16 protein-coding genes are annotated in these 14794 nt (G+C 34.3%); 4 read left to right on the forward strand and 12 right to left on the reverse strand.

Annotated features, from left to right (window positions below):
• Window positions 1–25: 25 nt before the first annotated feature.
• The 11 genes from IL45_RS13380 to holA form a co-directional block, all read right to left on the reverse strand.
• Window positions 26–2158, reverse strand: a complete 2133-nt coding sequence (locus IL45_RS13380) for a tetratricopeptide repeat-containing hybrid sensor histidine kinase/response regulator (protein ID WP_036584814.1) — start codon at window positions 2156–2158, stop codon at window positions 26–28.
• A gap of 135 nt (window positions 2159–2293) precedes the next feature.
• On the reverse strand, window positions 2294–2893 hold the full coding sequence (locus tag IL45_RS13385) for a DUF6624 domain-containing protein (protein WP_036584816.1): 600 nt from the start codon (window positions 2891–2893) through the stop codon (window positions 2294–2296).
• Between the two features lie 26 nt (window positions 2894–2919).
• On the reverse strand, window positions 2920–3312 hold the full coding sequence (locus tag IL45_RS13390) for a hypothetical protein (protein WP_036584818.1): 393 nt from the start codon (window positions 3310–3312) through the stop codon (window positions 2920–2922).
• Between the two features lie 108 nt (window positions 3313–3420).
• Window positions 3421–4029, reverse strand: a complete 609-nt coding sequence (locus IL45_RS13395) for a hypothetical protein (protein ID WP_036584820.1) — start codon at window positions 4027–4029, stop codon at window positions 3421–3423.
• Window positions 4030–4236: 207 nt separating this feature from the next.
• Window positions 4237–4899, reverse strand: coding sequence for a hypothetical protein (locus tag IL45_RS13400; protein ID WP_036584822.1), 663 nt, complete (start codon window positions 4897–4899; stop codon window positions 4237–4239).
• A gap of 72 nt (window positions 4900–4971) precedes the next feature.
• A complete protein-coding gene (locus IL45_RS13405) occupies window positions 4972–5469 on the reverse strand; it encodes a hypothetical protein (RefSeq protein ID WP_036584825.1) in 498 nt (165 codons plus the stop codon).
• Window positions 5466–5777, reverse strand: a complete 312-nt coding sequence (locus tag IL45_RS14850; protein WP_051788738.1) for a hypothetical protein — start codon at window positions 5775–5777, stop codon at window positions 5466–5468. Before IL45_RS14850 ends, IL45_RS13405 begins: the two co-directional genes overlap by 4 nt.
• Window positions 5778–6003: 226 nt before the next feature.
• Window positions 6004–7245 (reverse strand): Swt1 family HEPN domain-containing protein, encoded by a 1242-nt coding sequence (locus IL45_RS13415; protein ID WP_036584827.1) that lies wholly within the window; start codon window positions 7243–7245, stop codon window positions 6004–6006.
• Window positions 7246–7440: 195 nt separating this feature from the next.
• Window positions 7441–7638 carry a hypothetical protein gene (locus IL45_RS13420; RefSeq protein ID WP_036584829.1) on the reverse strand — a complete coding sequence of 66 codons (198 nt, stop codon included), beginning with the start codon at window positions 7636–7638 and terminating at the stop codon, window positions 7441–7443.
• A gap of 189 nt (window positions 7639–7827) precedes the next feature.
• Window positions 7828–8844, reverse strand: coding sequence for a 1,4-dihydroxy-2-naphthoate octaprenyltransferase (gene menA, locus IL45_RS13425; RefSeq protein WP_036584831.1), 1017 nt, complete (start codon window positions 8842–8844; stop codon window positions 7828–7830).
• The gene (gene holA / locus IL45_RS13430) at window positions 8844–9851 is read right to left on the reverse strand and encodes a DNA polymerase III subunit delta (protein WP_006795436.1); all 1008 of its coding nucleotides are present in this window, start codon (window positions 9849–9851) and stop codon (window positions 8844–8846) included. Before holA ends, menA begins: the two co-directional genes overlap by 1 nt.
• Before the next feature lie 33 nt (window positions 9852–9884).
• Between holA and IL45_RS13435 the strand changes: the two genes are divergently transcribed.
• The 3 genes from IL45_RS13435 (at window position 9885) to IL45_RS13445 (ending at window position 12279) form a co-directional block, all read left to right on the forward strand.
• Entirely contained in the window at window positions 9885–10328 is a 444-nt protein-coding gene (locus IL45_RS13435; RefSeq protein ID WP_036584833.1) for a type I restriction enzyme HsdR N-terminal domain-containing protein, read from the forward strand.
• Complete coding sequence (locus tag IL45_RS13440) at window positions 10325–11332, forward strand: glycosyltransferase family 2 protein (RefSeq protein ID WP_036584835.1); 1008 nt, start codon at window positions 10325–10327, stop codon at window positions 11330–11332. Before IL45_RS13435 ends, IL45_RS13440 begins: the two co-directional genes overlap by 4 nt.
• A gap of 77 nt (window positions 11333–11409) precedes the next feature.
• Complete coding sequence (locus tag IL45_RS13445) at window positions 11410–12279, forward strand: OmpA family protein (protein ID WP_036584837.1); 870 nt, start codon at window positions 11410–11412, stop codon at window positions 12277–12279.
• A 162-nt stretch (window positions 12280–12441) separates the two neighbouring features.
• Here the strand turns inward: IL45_RS13445 and IL45_RS13450 are convergent, their stop codons facing one another.
• The gene (locus IL45_RS13450; RefSeq protein ID WP_036584839.1) at window positions 12442–13062 is read right to left on the reverse strand and encodes a YqaA family protein; all 621 of its coding nucleotides are present in this window, start codon (window positions 13060–13062) and stop codon (window positions 12442–12444) included.
• 158 nt (window positions 13063–13220) lie between these two features.
• On the opposite strand from IL45_RS13450, the gene IL45_RS13455 reads away from it, so the two are divergent.
• A complete protein-coding gene (locus tag IL45_RS13455; RefSeq protein ID WP_036584841.1) occupies window positions 13221–14735 on the forward strand; it encodes a DEAD/DEAH box helicase in 1515 nt (504 codons plus the stop codon).
• Window positions 14736–14794: the final 59 nt, after the last annotated feature.

A 14794-nucleotide genomic window follows, 5' to 3' on the forward strand; every position in this document is an offset into this window, starting at 1 on the left:
ATTTAATAGTTATCGTTTAGGTATTTTAAGTGTAAATACTTTCTATAATAGCTTTTAAAGTTTCTTTATCTATAGGTTTATTGATAATATCCAGTATTCCAACATTAAGGCATCGCTCTTTTACTTCACTGATTTGTAATGCTGTTAATGCTATTATTGGAATGTTTTTGTTTTGTGCAGTTATCGCTTTTGAGGCTTCAAACCCATTCATAATAGGCATGTTGAGATCCATCAGTATTAAGTCAAAATAGTTACTGTTAAATTCTTTTAGAGCTTCCTGTCCGTTTATTGCAATGGTACAGTCATGTCCTAGCAAACTTATTAGTTTTTGAGTTACTAGTTGATTGATTTTATTATCCTCTACAACTAATATTTGTAGACTTTTATGTTCTTTACTAGTATCTCGTGCAGTTTCTCCATTTGGAACTTCACATTCTAGAATAAACGAAAATTCAGATCCTATACCTACATCACTTTTAACAGATAATTTGCTGCCCATCATCTCTATTAGAGACTTCACAATGGGTAGTCCTAAACCTATTCCATATGAAGTATTTTCTTCTAGATTACCTTGATTAAAATTATCAAAAATAATAGATAAATCCTCTGTTGAAATGCCTGATCCTGTATCGGAAACTGTAAATTCAATAGTATGGTTTGTAGCCTCTTTATGTACCAATTTTGTAGAAAAAGTAACAACACCATTTCTAGTATACTTTATAGCGTTATCAATGAGCTTAGTGATTACTTCTGATAGACTGTTACCATCTATAATATAGTGTTCTAATATGTCATCTGAAATATCAAGCTTTAATTGAGTTTCTTGTTGATCGGCTAGATATTTTAATGAATTTACTATGTTTTTTAATAAATCGTGTAAATTGGTTTTAGCTACTTTTAAATTGATTTTATTAGATTCTACCTCCTTAATTTTAAGAATATTATTTATAACAGATTTTAAATGGTCCCCAGAATATTTTAGAGAATTTAAAAGCCCTTTTTTTGTATTTATAATTGATGGGTTTTCAATAAGCATTCCGGTAATACCCATAATTCCATACAACGGTGTTCTTAAATCGTGGCTTATATTTATTAATAGGTCTGATGTTAATTTATTAGCATGTTCAGCTTCATTCTTAGCTCGTACAAGTGCTTTATTCTTTTTTTCAAGTTTTAGATAAGACAATTGCTTCTTATAGTTGTAAAAAATAAGAAATGAAGTACTTAGAAATAGTAACGTAACAATTCCAGCTAGGATAATAAAATTTGACTTTAATTGAGAAGCTTCAGCTTTTTCTTTAAACTCATTAACCTTAAAACCTGCAGTCACTTTTTCTACCTGAAGACTTTTTTCTGTATTAAAGTCTAGATCTTTATAATAATGCATTTTCTTAAGACTAGCTAAGGCTAAGTCATAAGCTCCTAACGCTTCATGTATTTCGCTTTTGAAATCATATATATCTATGAGTTCTTTATTAAGCGCATGGTCTTCTGCTATTTTAAGCGCTTTATTAATATATATAAGTGCAAGGCTATGATCTTCTTTCTGGTTGTGATAAATAGCAAAGTTTAAATTTTGCAATAACGGATGCACAGGATTTTCTTTTTCAATTCTAGGTAGTAGCTCATTAGCTTTAAGAATAAAAGGATATGCTTTGTCTGGATTTTTAAAATTTAAATACATACCAGCTATGTTATAGTAGGTGTAAAATGAGTGTTCATTTTTTCCTGCTTCTAGGGTATATGATATAGATCTTTCAAAATAACCTGCAGCTTTATCGGCTGTACTCTTATTTGTTGAGTATATATTACCTAACCCATTAAGTGAGGCTACGTTTACAAAATAGTCATCTGTTTTCTTATCTAATGCTATGTTGTAATATTCTCTAGCATTATCACTATCATTAATGGCCTGATAGTTATTGGCAAGACTCACATAAGCCCGTGCTTGCAGTATTTTATCCGTAGTTTTATTTGCATGTTGCACTGCTGAAGTTGCAAACTTCAATCCGTCTTTATAGTTACCACTTATATTTTTATTCTTAGATAAGGAAATTAAAACGTTCACACTATCTGCAACCTTACTTGTACTGTTTTGAGAAAAAGTAGAAGCACTATAGCAAAATATTAGTAAGATAAGGAGTAGCTTATTCGTCAAAATAAATACTTTAATGAAGTTATAAGATATACAAGAATATTTTAATAACTAGAGATTTTTATTTTTTTACGATAAAGTGCATGTATTAAAAAATAATTCCAAATTCTTTTACCTCATTTGCCCATAATTAATCTTTTATATCCATATCCAACCTACCTTTTTTTTCCACGCTCTTATTTCTTTCTTTCGTTTTTCAAAATCAGTTGGTGTCGATTGTTTTTCCTCTTTAGCGCGTTGTCTTATCATTTGTGTTTGCTCTTCTAAAGTAGGAAGATCTAATGCTTTTCTTCTTTCATTTACTTTGTTGAGGTCGTCATATGCCTGTGGTGATAATTCTCCGTTTGCATCCCAATCAAACTGAGTTCCATACAACTGCTGTCTTTCTTCAAATACGGCAATGCGATCTGTCAAGTAAACTAAGTTTAATTTTACGGTATCGTTATGATCTGTATGTTGTAATAGCTGTACACACTTTTTCATAAAGTCTGGTTTGCTAATCGCATGTTGTATGATAAGCCAGGCCGCTTCACTAGCTTCTTGACCTACTTTTACAATAGTAGGATAACCGATGAGGTTGATGATTTCATCTAATTGGTCAGCATTTTTGATATGTAACTGCTCCATATCTGTATTATAACCGTTACCGAGTTGGCCTTTTTGAATAAGCTCATCACGCAAGGCTAGATCTGCGTCTTTAAGTTGAATAATTTTATGAGCTATTTCTGGATAGTTCATGTTTAAGCTTTGCTTTTGTGAGTTGTTTAGTTCTCTTTAAAATCTATTTGGTTACAGTATTTCATCAACTTTTCTCGGTATTTCCATGGTTTTGTTTTGGCTGGTAAACGACTTAACCAGTGACTATTGGGTCCTTTACTTCCTAGTCTTTTACTGGAAAGCTCCATAGTCGTAGGAAGTAGTTTTCTAGCCATTATCGTTTTAAATTCTTCAAATTGAGCTTCACTAGTAAACGAAAATCTAAATCCATCTAATTCAATAGTCAAGTAAGGATAGCCTAAACTGCCGTGACGAACTGGTGCTGGAGGATCAAATTTTTCAGATATATACCAAGGCTTATCATCTGCCTCGATATGAACCCAATATGCCATGGGACTCGTTTTCCAATCTTCTGTATATCCGAAAGTTTTATTTTTCATTTTTTTAAAATAATAGACTAAGTTATGTAGCCGGATAAGTAAGGTGTATCCATCAATAATGTGCTGCCTAACTTATGAAGATAAGAAAAGAGTTTCTTTCATTAGATTTTACGCTCTAAAACCTTTACTCGTTAATTTTTGTTTTGCTTGGTTTTTCACCTTTTTGGTGAGTCCATTTTCTGCGAACTTTAATAGTATTTCTCGTGTGAGATCTTTATGACTTAAGATATAAACTTGGAGTTGAGCGCTGCCGTTTTCTAGTATATCATTGATGTAATCGGTAGAGATACCGTTTTCTACTATTCTCAAACGGTATGATTCTGAAAGGTTATCGATCACACCTCTTCTTTCTATCATTCTAGGGTCCTCAAAAACGGGTAGTGTTCGCAATAAGTCTTCTAGTTTTTCAACAAGTACTAACCTTGATTTTGTAGCAAAATTTAAAACAGGATGTTCCCAATTAGGTTCTGTATCGAACTCGTTAGTGATTGGGTTAAAATTCTCTACAAAATTTAAAACTTGTAATTGATATTCACCATTCAGATCTAGTTCTGGTCGCCATTGTAGGTCTATTAATTTTAATCGCCCATTATTACGCAACATTAATAAACTTGAACCTTCAAAATACGATTCTTGACCTGGTATGGGATCCACTTCATAAAATTGGTTGTTAGTCACTTGCCAACCAGCTTCAATTCTTAAGGGTTGCAAATTCATATTTAAATTCTAGATTTTAAGTGCATCTTATGATTGCAAATGGTTATGTGTTTGAAATGTTTCGTAAAATAAACATTAACCTACTGAATTTTACCTTTTTTCTATAATTGTATTGCCAATGAAATGGAAAAAAAACTACAGAATCAATAAACAGATTCTATCAAAATAGGAGAGAAGAAGCCATCTGTTAAAGCAGTATATCAGTTTCTAAAACTGAAACATCTCTAATGCATCAAAGTCTTTGATCTGTGATAACTGGATGAGGTGATCGATTTCAATATCACTCCAGGTTTCTTCAAAGTTTTCATCGCCGTCTTCAGAATCTTCATTGATATTTACTTTGACGAGCTTCTTTTTAGTTAAGAAGTTGATACTGGTTTCTCTTAAAGTCACCGGTCCACGATTACTGCTAGAGTCATAACCTATTAATTCAAAGTTGGCGTTTTGAAAACGGAACGTATAATCCCAATAACCATAACGACCATGACCGTAATGGACATGCAATTTGTGGTCTTTAATGTTGATCCATAAATCTGGCGGAAAGTAAACGCCGCCATCTTCATTTTCTGAAGAGAAGCAATCTAGGTTTTGATCTGCGAGCTGATAACCGTTCTTGTTTTTAAACAGCACGATGATACCACGTCTATTACGATCTACTTTTTTATCATATTGATTGACCACAATTTGAGTAGTATCTACCTTTTTAATAATCAATACACAATCCTCTAGACCATCTTTATTGAGATCTCCATAAATGGTTTCAAATTCCTTATAGTTTTCTGGTATAAAATCAGAAGGCACACGTTGTTGCGCCTGACCAACCAACACCATCAACAAACACAAAACAGATAGTTTAAAAAGGATGTTCATGGGATGTTGGTTTTAGGTTATTTAGTTTGAGTGGTGTGAGGTGTTGGTTTTTACTTTAGTTCTTTGTTGTTCTTAGTTTTTTAATTCTTCCTCTGTTTCTTCTAATCTAATTTTACTTTTGACTATATATGTTTCTTGAAGGATAGGTTTTATTTTTCCATAACTGTAAAATATTAAAACTATTATTACTATAAAAAAGCTTGCGTTATCAAAACCACTGAATTCAGCAAATTTTGATAATTCTTTGAAATTATAATTAGCAAAAGTTTCTTTCGCAAGAACTTGAACACTAGTGCCAATAGCTCCATAAGTTAAGACGAATAATAAATAATCAATAGGTTTGTCTAAACCTTCTTTATCGCTAATCATATTCTCATCCTCATCATAATTTTTATTATAATGGATTATTGACGTGATTGTTAATAAAATCCAAATTCCAAAAGTTAGAATTTTGCTTTCTAAAAAGGTCATAAGAAATTTGGCTACTAAATTCCAATTAGTGAAAGAATATATTGAAATTATCAATAAAAATATTGCAACACCCACAACTTTGTAGTCTACCTTTTTCATATTCTACTATTATTGAAGTTACGAATCATTTTATTTTCATCCTCATCTCTAACTCCTCCAATTAAACCTCCAGCTATTCCTCCAATTACGACACCAATTCCACCACCTAGCAAACCTAAAAGTCCTCCTATCACTGCTCCTCCTGCTGTATCATTACTGCTTGATTCAGCTTCAACATCTTTGATTGAATAATGTTGATTTTCTACATAAAAGTTATATCCAATTTTTCTGGCAAGTTCTTTTTTTGACTTAGCAGTAATGTCTATAATAACTTTTTTTCCTTGTCTATTTCTGACAAATAATCTCATTATTTTTTGTTTGTTTTAAATTAAGTACACCAGCCGTTTATGTGATTCGTAGCGTGTGGATTAGTAATTACTTTTCAGTTAAGCACTAGCCGAATTTTTAAATTTTTCTATTTATTATTCTTTTCCCAAATAGCCAAATTTAAAAATTTTACGATCCCGAAAAAGTGCCCGAACCTTTGTGTTAGTAACTGCTCGTGCTATTTTTTATATACGTTGTTGCCAGTAGTTATTTTTTCAATTCAGATTTTGCTTTCAAAAGAGCCTCGTTTCCAGCTAACGTTCCGTTTATTTTTTCTGGAAATCGTATTGCTTTTACAGGATACAAGTTATTCGCACCTTGATAATCCCATAACTCAATGATACCTTCTGACTCTAATTGATTAATCAAATCGTAACTAGATTGATAGTCATATCCTATTGAACCTAAATAATTGGTTACAAAATGTTTAAGGCCAACAAAATTATCTCTTGTTTTTTGAGCCCACTTAACGCTTTCAGTTAGCTTTCTTAGTAGTTCATCTTTAGTTATAACGTCATATGTCTCTAAGCCATATGTGATATTTTCTTTAAGGGTGTCTTTTTCCTCAAGATTAAATTGAATTGTTTCTATCGAATCGTTTGCAGTAGAAATAATATCTGTCAGTTCTTTACAAAGGTCTGATGCTCTATGTAAATCGTTTTTAGAAAAAAGATTATTGTGAGCAACTTTGTGTCTGATTTTCTCTAGTTCTTCCCATTTTTGCTGAAAATTATTAGATTTAAATGTGTCTTTAAAGAACTTAGTATAATTACTTTCTAATTCTGTTTTTAAAGTTTTGATTGCCTCCTCTGTTTCATCTAAATCTAGGACTTTAGAAACAATATCTTCTCTGCTGATAAATCCTGATGATTGTGAATGAACTACTTTTCCTAATTCTCCAAAGTCTATCAAGTAAGCTCTATTATCAATGTGTTTTGAAAAAAGTGATTCGTTATTTTTTCTAGCATTAACTTTCTTCTTCATTTCGCTGTCAGCAGTAACGTTCCACCAACTTGGACCTAGCTTCGTTACAAAAAATTTCATTACGTATTTTCGTAATAAATTTTCTACTTTATTGATTTGTGGATATATTTTAAATGATATTTCGGAAGATACTTCATCCAAAAGTACATAGGTTTGGTCTAAACCAACAGATTCCAAATGTTGTAGGATTAGAATTCTTAAATGTTCGACAACTTCAAAGTCTCCTTCTAATTTGAGAATGAATGTGTTCTTAATATTAAAATCTTGTTCTTCTTCTTGACTTATTTGACTTATCCCTAAATTTATTTTCAGTACATCATCGTGAATTTTGTTAACTCGTATTTTTGGATTACTCCATATACCACCATTTGACATCAATGAAAAAGCTAAATTCTTATCTGACTTAATAGTTGTTTGTCCCTTGGAATCAAGAGTCAAAATTTCAAATGTGTAGTTAGTTTTCATTTGGTGGTCTTATTATTGGCAACAATTATATATCCAAACCTACGCAAATTCTTACTCATCCATCATGTCCCAAAAGAATAAAAATAAACACTTTATAAACATTAACTAAGGATAATTCCTTCAAAATGATGGGTAACAAAAAAATCCCATTAAAGATCTACTTCAATGGGATTTCTTTCTTAAAATGTCAAATTTCTATTTGGGTAGTAACGGTACGCAGGTTGCTAGCTCTGGATGCTGCAACAACATAGGTTTCATCCATATCATCAATTCTTCGATTTCAAATGGTAATAAACGTTCTACAGCCTTATGTAATTCTTTGCAAAAGAGTGTAGGATTAAAACTAACCTTTTCTAGTACCGTTTTAGTGTACTCAAACATAGCTCTAGCCATAACAATTCAGGATTTAGTTAAAGTAAAGTATATTCAGATTCTCTGCGTTTTAAATTCAGCTCTAATTTAGAACATAATCCCAAATCCATGGTTAACATTTGTTAAAACAGAGTGTTAAGCAAAAGTTATTATTTGTCCGTTTCCCATTAATCAACTGAAAAACAAAACGTTAATCTGTTGATAAGATGATTAACTAACGATCCATACCGATAGCACAGATAATACTGCAAAGGCAAAAGTCGATAGCGCGACCTTTTTTAATTCTGGATCGAGTAGGGCTGGTTCTTTGTTTAATTCTACCACTTTTAAATGTAAAAATAGCGGTAGAAAAGCGAGTAGTGGTAAGAACATGAACAACGATGGTTGTGTCATGTTATCATCCATTACTTCTGTATAATATAAGGTGATAAAGAATAAGGATGCGGTTACTAGTGCTATGGTAATTAAGGTATGATGAAACAGCTTGGCTTTCATGGAACCCATTTTTACCACGATGGTGTTTTTACCAGCTTTTTTATCGCTCTCGATATCGCGCATGTTATTGAGATTCAATACGGCAACACTTAGCAATCCTATGGTGATGGATGGCAAGATCATATTCCAGTCCACAGCTTTTGTAATCAGGTAAAAAATACCCATCACACTTACCGGACCAAAGAAGATAAAAACAAACACATCGCCCAGACCGCGATAGCCATAAGCATTATCACCTACGGTATACTTGATCGCTGCCCAAATAGCGGCAATTCCCAATACCAAAAAGAAGAGCGAAATCAATAATTGCTCTATACCTAGACTCACATAAATCAATGCTATTGCACTTATTAAGGTCAACACAGCAGTGATAATCATCGCACGTTTCATCTCGTGTGCGAGAATGATACCGCTTTGCAGCGCACGCATAGGTCCTACACGATCATCATTATCAGTTCCTTTAACGCCATCGCCATAATCGTTTGCAAAATTAGACAGCACTTGAAAACCTAATGTGGTGATGAGTGCTAGAATAGGGATGAGGAAATTAAAATCACTTACAAAATCCTCAATTGCAAAACTAAAAACGCCTAGCACATTTGATGTTTTTAAATATTCAAGATGACTAACTCTTAAATAGGCATAAGCACTTCCCACTAGAATTCCGCTGATACTTAATGGCAAGGTTCTTAATCGTGCGGCACTGATCCAGGCTTTAAATTTGGTAGACATTATGGGTACATGATATTAACGATCAACTCTTGTAGTAAATCGTGTTGTTGTGGTTTATTAGTTCCTACACCTTTAGACTTCATGTCTATATCGCGTATGATCTTGATCGCATGACTGCAATGCTTCATAGAATAATGTTTGGCCGCAGTAAAATATTCTTGTACAAAAAATGGACTTACACCTATCTGTCTTGCGACCGTTTGTGGATTGCGGTCGGTCATCGCGTGCAGTTTTAATAACTGTACAAAGAAACTGTGCAGTTGTCCTATGGTCACGACCAGTGGATTATCCTTAGGATTCTCAGCAAAATAGTTGATAATGCGATTCACCTTTACTGTATCTCGAGATCCCAGCGCCTTGCGCAGTTCAAAGTTGTTATAATCTTTTGAGATTCCTATATTTTCTTCAATCAGCTGTGGTGTGATCATTGTTCCCGCAGGGACGATAATCATCAATTTGTCCAGTTCGTTTTTGATTTTGGCAATCTCAGTTCCCAGAAACTCAATCAGCATCTGTCCAGCTTTGGGCTCAATGTTATAGCCATTACTCTTTAAATGGCTGTTGATCCATGGCAGGACTTTATTCTCATACAGCGGTTTACTTTCAAAGAAAACGGCATTTTTTGCCATTTCTTTAAACACCTTTTTGCGCTTGTCTGGTGTTTTGTATTTATAGTTAAAGACTAGAATCGTGGTAGGTTGAGGCTGTTTTGCATAAGATTCAAACTTATCCCAGTGACGTGCTAGATCTTGTGCCTCTTTAACGATGATCACCTGATAGTCTGCCATCATCGGGAAACGCTTTGCATTTTCAACCAGCTCGCCCATGTCTATATCACGACCATACAGCACCATCTGGTTAAAGCCTTTCTCGCCTTCGTCCAGTACATTTGCAGCAATGTAATCGCTTATCTCATCAATAAAATAAGGTTCATTACCATATAAAAAGTAAATAGGAGCAAGTTTCCTATTCTTTATATCTTCTATAATTTTTTTGGTATCACTCATAAAGAGCCGTGGTGGTTTTTGTAATATTGCGGTATGACGCCATTACGACTACCGGCAGGAAATTTCAGGGTTAAAAGTACTGAAAAAGGTCGGTTGATTTTTGACCAGATACGTAAAAAATTTGTCCATCTCACACCAGAGGAATGGGTGAGGCAGCATGTGGTGTTTTGGCTGCTTTCGCGAAAGCGTATACCACACAGTCTTATTAACGTAGAAAAACAGCTCAATGTCGCAGGGACAAAGAAGCGATATGACATCCTCGTTTTTAATAAAGATGGTTCTATATATGCGGTGATTGAGTGTAAAGCGCCGCAAATAAAAATAGATCAATCCGTGTTTGACCAGATCGCGCGATACAATCTCGCACTAGAATCTGAGTATTTAATGGTCACTAATGGAATGGAACATTACTTTTGCACCATGGATTATGAGGCGCAACGTTATCAATTTATCCCAGATTTACCAGATTATACATGAAAATAGGAATCGTTATCTTAAACTGGAATGGTCTAGCGCTATTGCAACGCTATTTACCCAGCGTCGTTTTACATAGTCAAGAGCATACCGTTTATGTGGCAGATAATGCCTCAACAGACGCATCGCTATCATGGGTAAAAGAGCAGTATCCGTCTGTAAAGATTATAGAGATGGATGAAAATCGCGGTTATGCTGGTGGCTATAATGTCGCCCTACGATCTGTCGATGAAGAAATCATATGTTTATTAAATAATGATATAGAGGTTACTGAGAACTGGCTAGCACCTATCACCACACTTTTTAGGTCTGATGTCACCATAGCAGCAGCACAACCATTGCTGCTCGATGATAAACGACGTACCCATTTTGAATATGCAGGTGCGGCAGGTGGCTATCTGGATAGACTCGCATATCCTTATTGTAGAGGTCGCATTTTTGACCAGGTAGAAGAGAACCATCAACAGTATAACGATAGTACAAATCTGGATTGGGCTAGTGGTGCCGCATTATTTGTCAAGAAGAAAGCGTTTCTAGAAGTAGGCGCACTGGATGAGGCTTATTTTGCCCATCAAGAAGAGATCGACCTGTGCTGGCGATTGCGTCATGCTGGTTATAAAATAGCAATCGCCACAGATGCTACCGTATACCATCTAGGTGGTGGAACGCTAGCGGCACTCAATCCACGTAAGACTTTTTACAATTTTAGAAACAGTCTTTATAATATTGTAAAGAACGATCATAGTGCTAACTGGTTAGGAATCTTATTCTTGCGCATGGTACTGGATGGACTTGCTGGTTTGCAATTTCTCTTTAAAGCAAAACCAGCGCACTTTATGGCAATATTAAAAGCGCACGCATCGTTTTATGGTGGATTAAGAACCATGCTTCAAAAAAGACAAGAAGTAAAACGATATGCTAAGAAAACATCAACTAAGCCTGAGGTATTCTCTATAGTTTATCAGTTTTTTGTTAAAAACCGTTCAAATTATCAATCTGTAAAATAATAATTGATAAATGTCTGTTAAGTATTAACATAAGAATTGTCATTTTCTTATTTTTGAATTCAAATTAAACAATAACAATGAAAAAAATAATCATAGCGATTTTGTGTGCAGGAACACTATTTTCTTGTGCATCAAAAAAAGACCTGGAAGCAGCACTTGCTAAACAGCAATCTACTCAAGAACTTTTAGATACCGCAACCGTTAAACTTAACGCCTGCCTATCTGATGAGAAAGCTGCACAAGCAAGACTAAGTGCTTTACAGAGCGAAATCCAAAACCTGAGAGAAAGTAATGCGTCCTTACTAAATAATGTAGGTGATCTAGCGACTCTTTCTAAAAAAGATGCAGAGATTTTAGAAACTTCGTTAGAACGTATCAAAGAGAAAGATTTACAAATCCGTTCTTTAAATGATGCGCTTACTAAAAAGGATAGTGTAACGATTGCTTTAGTAACAAGTATTAAGAGCTCACTAGGTAACGTTAATGATGAAGATATTAATGTAAACGTTGAGAAAGGTGTGGTATTTATCTCTATTAGTGATAAACTATTATTCTCTAGCGGTAGTGATCAGATCAACAGTAACGCTTATAATGTGTTAGGTAAAGTAGGTACGATACTTAAAGATAAGTCCAACATGGAAGTAATGATTGAAGGTCACACAGACAGTCAACCTATTGCATCAGGAAAGTTTAAAGATAACTGGGATTTAAGTACTGCGCGTGCGGCATCGATTACCCGTTATTTACAAGAGAAAGAACAAATCGATCCTGCTAGAATGACGGCAGCTGGACGTTCTTACTATGTGCCTATTGCTAGTAACGACACTGCAGAAGGTAGAGCAAAGAACCGTAGAACTAGAATCATCATCCTTCCTAAACTAGATCAATTCTTTGATATGATCGAGTCTGGTATGGAACAAGCAAAAATAGATGCTAAAAAGCAGTAAGTAGTTTTAAATACTTAGAATTAGAAAAAACGCTTCAAGAAATTGAAGCGTTTTTTTTATGTACCATTTAAAACCTGTCATGCTGAATTCATTTCAGCATCTGCAAATGATGGAAAAGTAGGTGTGTAACACCTGAATCGTCTAACTACTAAACATTAAAAATTACACTACCTGAAAAATAGCAGCCCCATAAATAGCAAAGCGTACAAAACGCAATAGACCGATGATAAGCCACCATTTAAAATCATACTTCAACATACCTGCCACAAGACTAGAAATAGAAAAAGGCAGTGGAAGTAAAGCGCCTACAGCGATAAGAATACCACCCCATTTTCTGGCCATTACTAATTGTTTTGCCATTCTTACTTCAAGGTAATAATGTATGCTAGGTATTTTAAGAGCACGACGTCCTAAGAAATAAGCGGTCATTCCGCCTAAATAGGAGAATAGTGCGATTAAAGATAAGTTTAAAATAGGTGTAGCAGTTTTTCCTGCCCAGGCAATAAATAACTCTGGCGGAATCAATCCTAGAATCGTTTCTGATAGATAGAAAAAAGCTAAAACCCCATAATCTGGTAATTTCTCTACGGCTAGTTCTAGCATAGAAGGAATATCCATCACCCAGAAGTGAATGGCAGCAAGAATACCTACTACAACAAGTACTGGCGGCATTGATTTTTTAATGCTCTCTACTACAAAAGAATAGAACCCAGTAAGCTTATAATAGCGGTGCGCTCTATTGAATTTAAATTTGCTTTTATGTCTTTTAGCTGTATCTGACACTGTGAATTGAATAAGTCTACAAAAATAATGATTTTAGGCGGTGTTCATTGTTAATATAATGGGAAGAAAAAATTATTAGTTAAACCTAGGAAAATGGGCTGTATAAAGTATTTAAAAGCGCTATTTTTGCAAATCTCAAAATCTAAAGAAAGCCATTGATGACCACTAATCCTGATACTAAAGTAAAGTCGTTGTATGATTACCAGAAACGTGATCTTGCAGAGATTTTTGACCGTATCGATAATAAATCAGACGATTATAACCTTCTATATCAACTACCTACAGGTGGTGGTAAAACGGTTATATTCTCAGAAATTGTAAGAAAGTATCTTAAAGAGAAGCAGAAAAAAGTAGTTATTCTCACGCACCGTATCGAGTTATGTAAGCAAACCTCTAAAATGCTTAATGGCTTTAATGTGAAGAATAAAGTGATCAACTCTAAGGTAAAAGAGCTCGATGATCAAAATGAGTATGAATGTTTTGTGGCGATGGTGGAGACATTGAACAATAGATTACAAGATGATAAACTTGAGTTAGAGGATATCGGTCTTGTGATTATTGATGAAGCTCACTACAATAGTTTCAGAAAATTATTCAAGTACTTTGAGCACTGTTTTATTTTAGGAGTTACAGCAACACCTTTAAGTTCTAACTTTAAGTTACCTATGAAGGATAACTATAGAGAACTTATCGTAGGAGATAGTATATCATCTCTTGTAAATCAAGGATTCTTAGCACAAGCTGTTACACACACCTATGATGTAGGACTTAGTGGACTTACCATAGGTATGAACGGTGATTATACTGTTAAGTCTAGTGAGAAGCTTTACATCGACTCATCAATGCAAGATAAGCTGCTGCAATCCTATAACGATGTGTGTAAAGGGAAGAAGACCTTAATCTTTAACAACGGTATCCGTACTTCAATAGAGGTAGAAGAGACTTTTAAAAGAGCAGGAATAGAAGTAAGACACTTAGATAATACCAATACTAAAGAAGAGCGTAAAGAGATTCTTAAGTGGTTTAAAAATAAACCAGATGCTGTTCTTACGTCGGTAAGTATCTTAACAACAGGTTTTGATGAGCCTAGTGTAGAGTGTATTATACTTAACAGAGCGACAAAATCACTGACGTTGTATTATCAAATGATCGGTCGTGGTTCTCGTATCCTTAAAGATAAAAAAGAATTCCATATTGTCGATCTAGGAAATAATGTGGCTCGTTTTGGTTTATGGAATGAGCCTGTGGACTGGCAACAAGTATTCAGATCTCCAGATTTCTATGTAGAGAACATCGTATCTGATGAAGAGATTGAACGCAATTTTGTTTACAGAATGCCTGTCGATGTAAAAGCAGAGTTTCCTAACACCACTGATTTTACTTTTGATGTAAAAGGTGCTTATAAACGTATCACTAAAGAAAATCGTAAGTCCAAAGAGGTATTGGATGAATCTATCGCACAACACGTACAATGGTGTGTGGAGAATAGTGAAGACGTTTTTGATGCACGTATTCTTGCAAAACTACTTAAGGAAGATATTAAAGATAGAATCCGTCGTTACTCTTATTGCATCATCAATAATACAAACAACTATAAGGATTGGTTAGAAGAGGACTACTACCGTAGATTACGCCTTGCAATTCAACAAGAGTTTGCTGGTGTAGATGCTTAATTAGTTCGCTTTCGCGAAAGCGATATATCAAAAATAACTGCATAAAAAAAGCAGCTTTC

The sequence above is a fragment of the Nonlabens ulvanivorans genome, from assembly GCF_000732625.1.
Lineage (GTDB): Bacteria > Bacteroidota > Bacteroidia > Flavobacteriales > Flavobacteriaceae > Nonlabens > Nonlabens ulvanivorans.

What these genes read in the sequence shown, in the direction of transcription:
- IL45_RS13385 (WP_036584816.1), bottom strand. Translation starts at nt 2,893, where the DNA reads ATGAACTATCCAGAAATAGCTCATAAAATTATTCAACTTAAAGACGCA.
- IL45_RS13390 (WP_036584818.1), bottom strand. Translation starts at nt 3,312, where the DNA reads ATGAAAAATAAAACTTTCGGATATACAGAAGATTGGAAAACGAGTCCC.
- IL45_RS13395 (WP_036584820.1), bottom strand. Translation starts at nt 4,029, where the DNA reads ATGAATTTGCAACCCTTAAGAATTGAAGCTGGTTGGCAAGTGACTAAC.
- IL45_RS13400 (WP_036584822.1), bottom strand. Translation starts at nt 4,899, where the DNA reads ATGAACATCCTTTTTAAACTATCTGTTTTGTGTTTGTTGATGGTGTTG.
- IL45_RS13405 (WP_036584825.1), bottom strand. Translation starts at nt 5,469, where the DNA reads ATGAAAAAGGTAGACTACAAAGTTGTGGGTGTTGCAATATTTTTATTG.
- IL45_RS14850 (WP_051788738.1), bottom strand. Translation starts at nt 5,777, where the DNA reads ATGAGATTATTTGTCAGAAATAGACAAGGAAAAAAAGTTATTATAGAC.
- IL45_RS13415 (WP_036584827.1), bottom strand. Translation starts at nt 7,245, where the DNA reads ATGAAAACTAACTACACATTTGAAATTTTGACTCTTGATTCCAAGGGA.
- IL45_RS13420 (WP_036584829.1), bottom strand. Translation starts at nt 7,638, where the DNA reads ATGGCTAGAGCTATGTTTGAGTACACTAAAACGGTACTAGAAAAGGTT.
- menA (WP_036584831.1), bottom strand. Translation starts at nt 8,844, where the DNA reads ATGTCTACCAAATTTAAAGCCTGGATCAGTGCCGCACGATTAAGAACC.
- holA (WP_006795436.1), bottom strand. Translation starts at nt 9,851, where the DNA reads ATGAGTGATACCAAAAAAATTATAGAAGATATAAAGAATAGGAAACTT.
- IL45_RS13435 (WP_036584833.1), top strand. Translation starts at nt 9,885, where the DNA reads ATGACGCCATTACGACTACCGGCAGGAAATTTCAGGGTTAAAAGTACT.
- IL45_RS13440 (WP_036584835.1), top strand. Translation starts at nt 10,325, where the DNA reads ATGAAAATAGGAATCGTTATCTTAAACTGGAATGGTCTAGCGCTATTG.
- IL45_RS13445 (WP_036584837.1), top strand. Translation starts at nt 11,410, where the DNA reads ATGAAAAAAATAATCATAGCGATTTTGTGTGCAGGAACACTATTTTCT.
- IL45_RS13455 (WP_036584841.1), top strand. Translation starts at nt 13,221, where the DNA reads ATGACCACTAATCCTGATACTAAAGTAAAGTCGTTGTATGATTACCAG.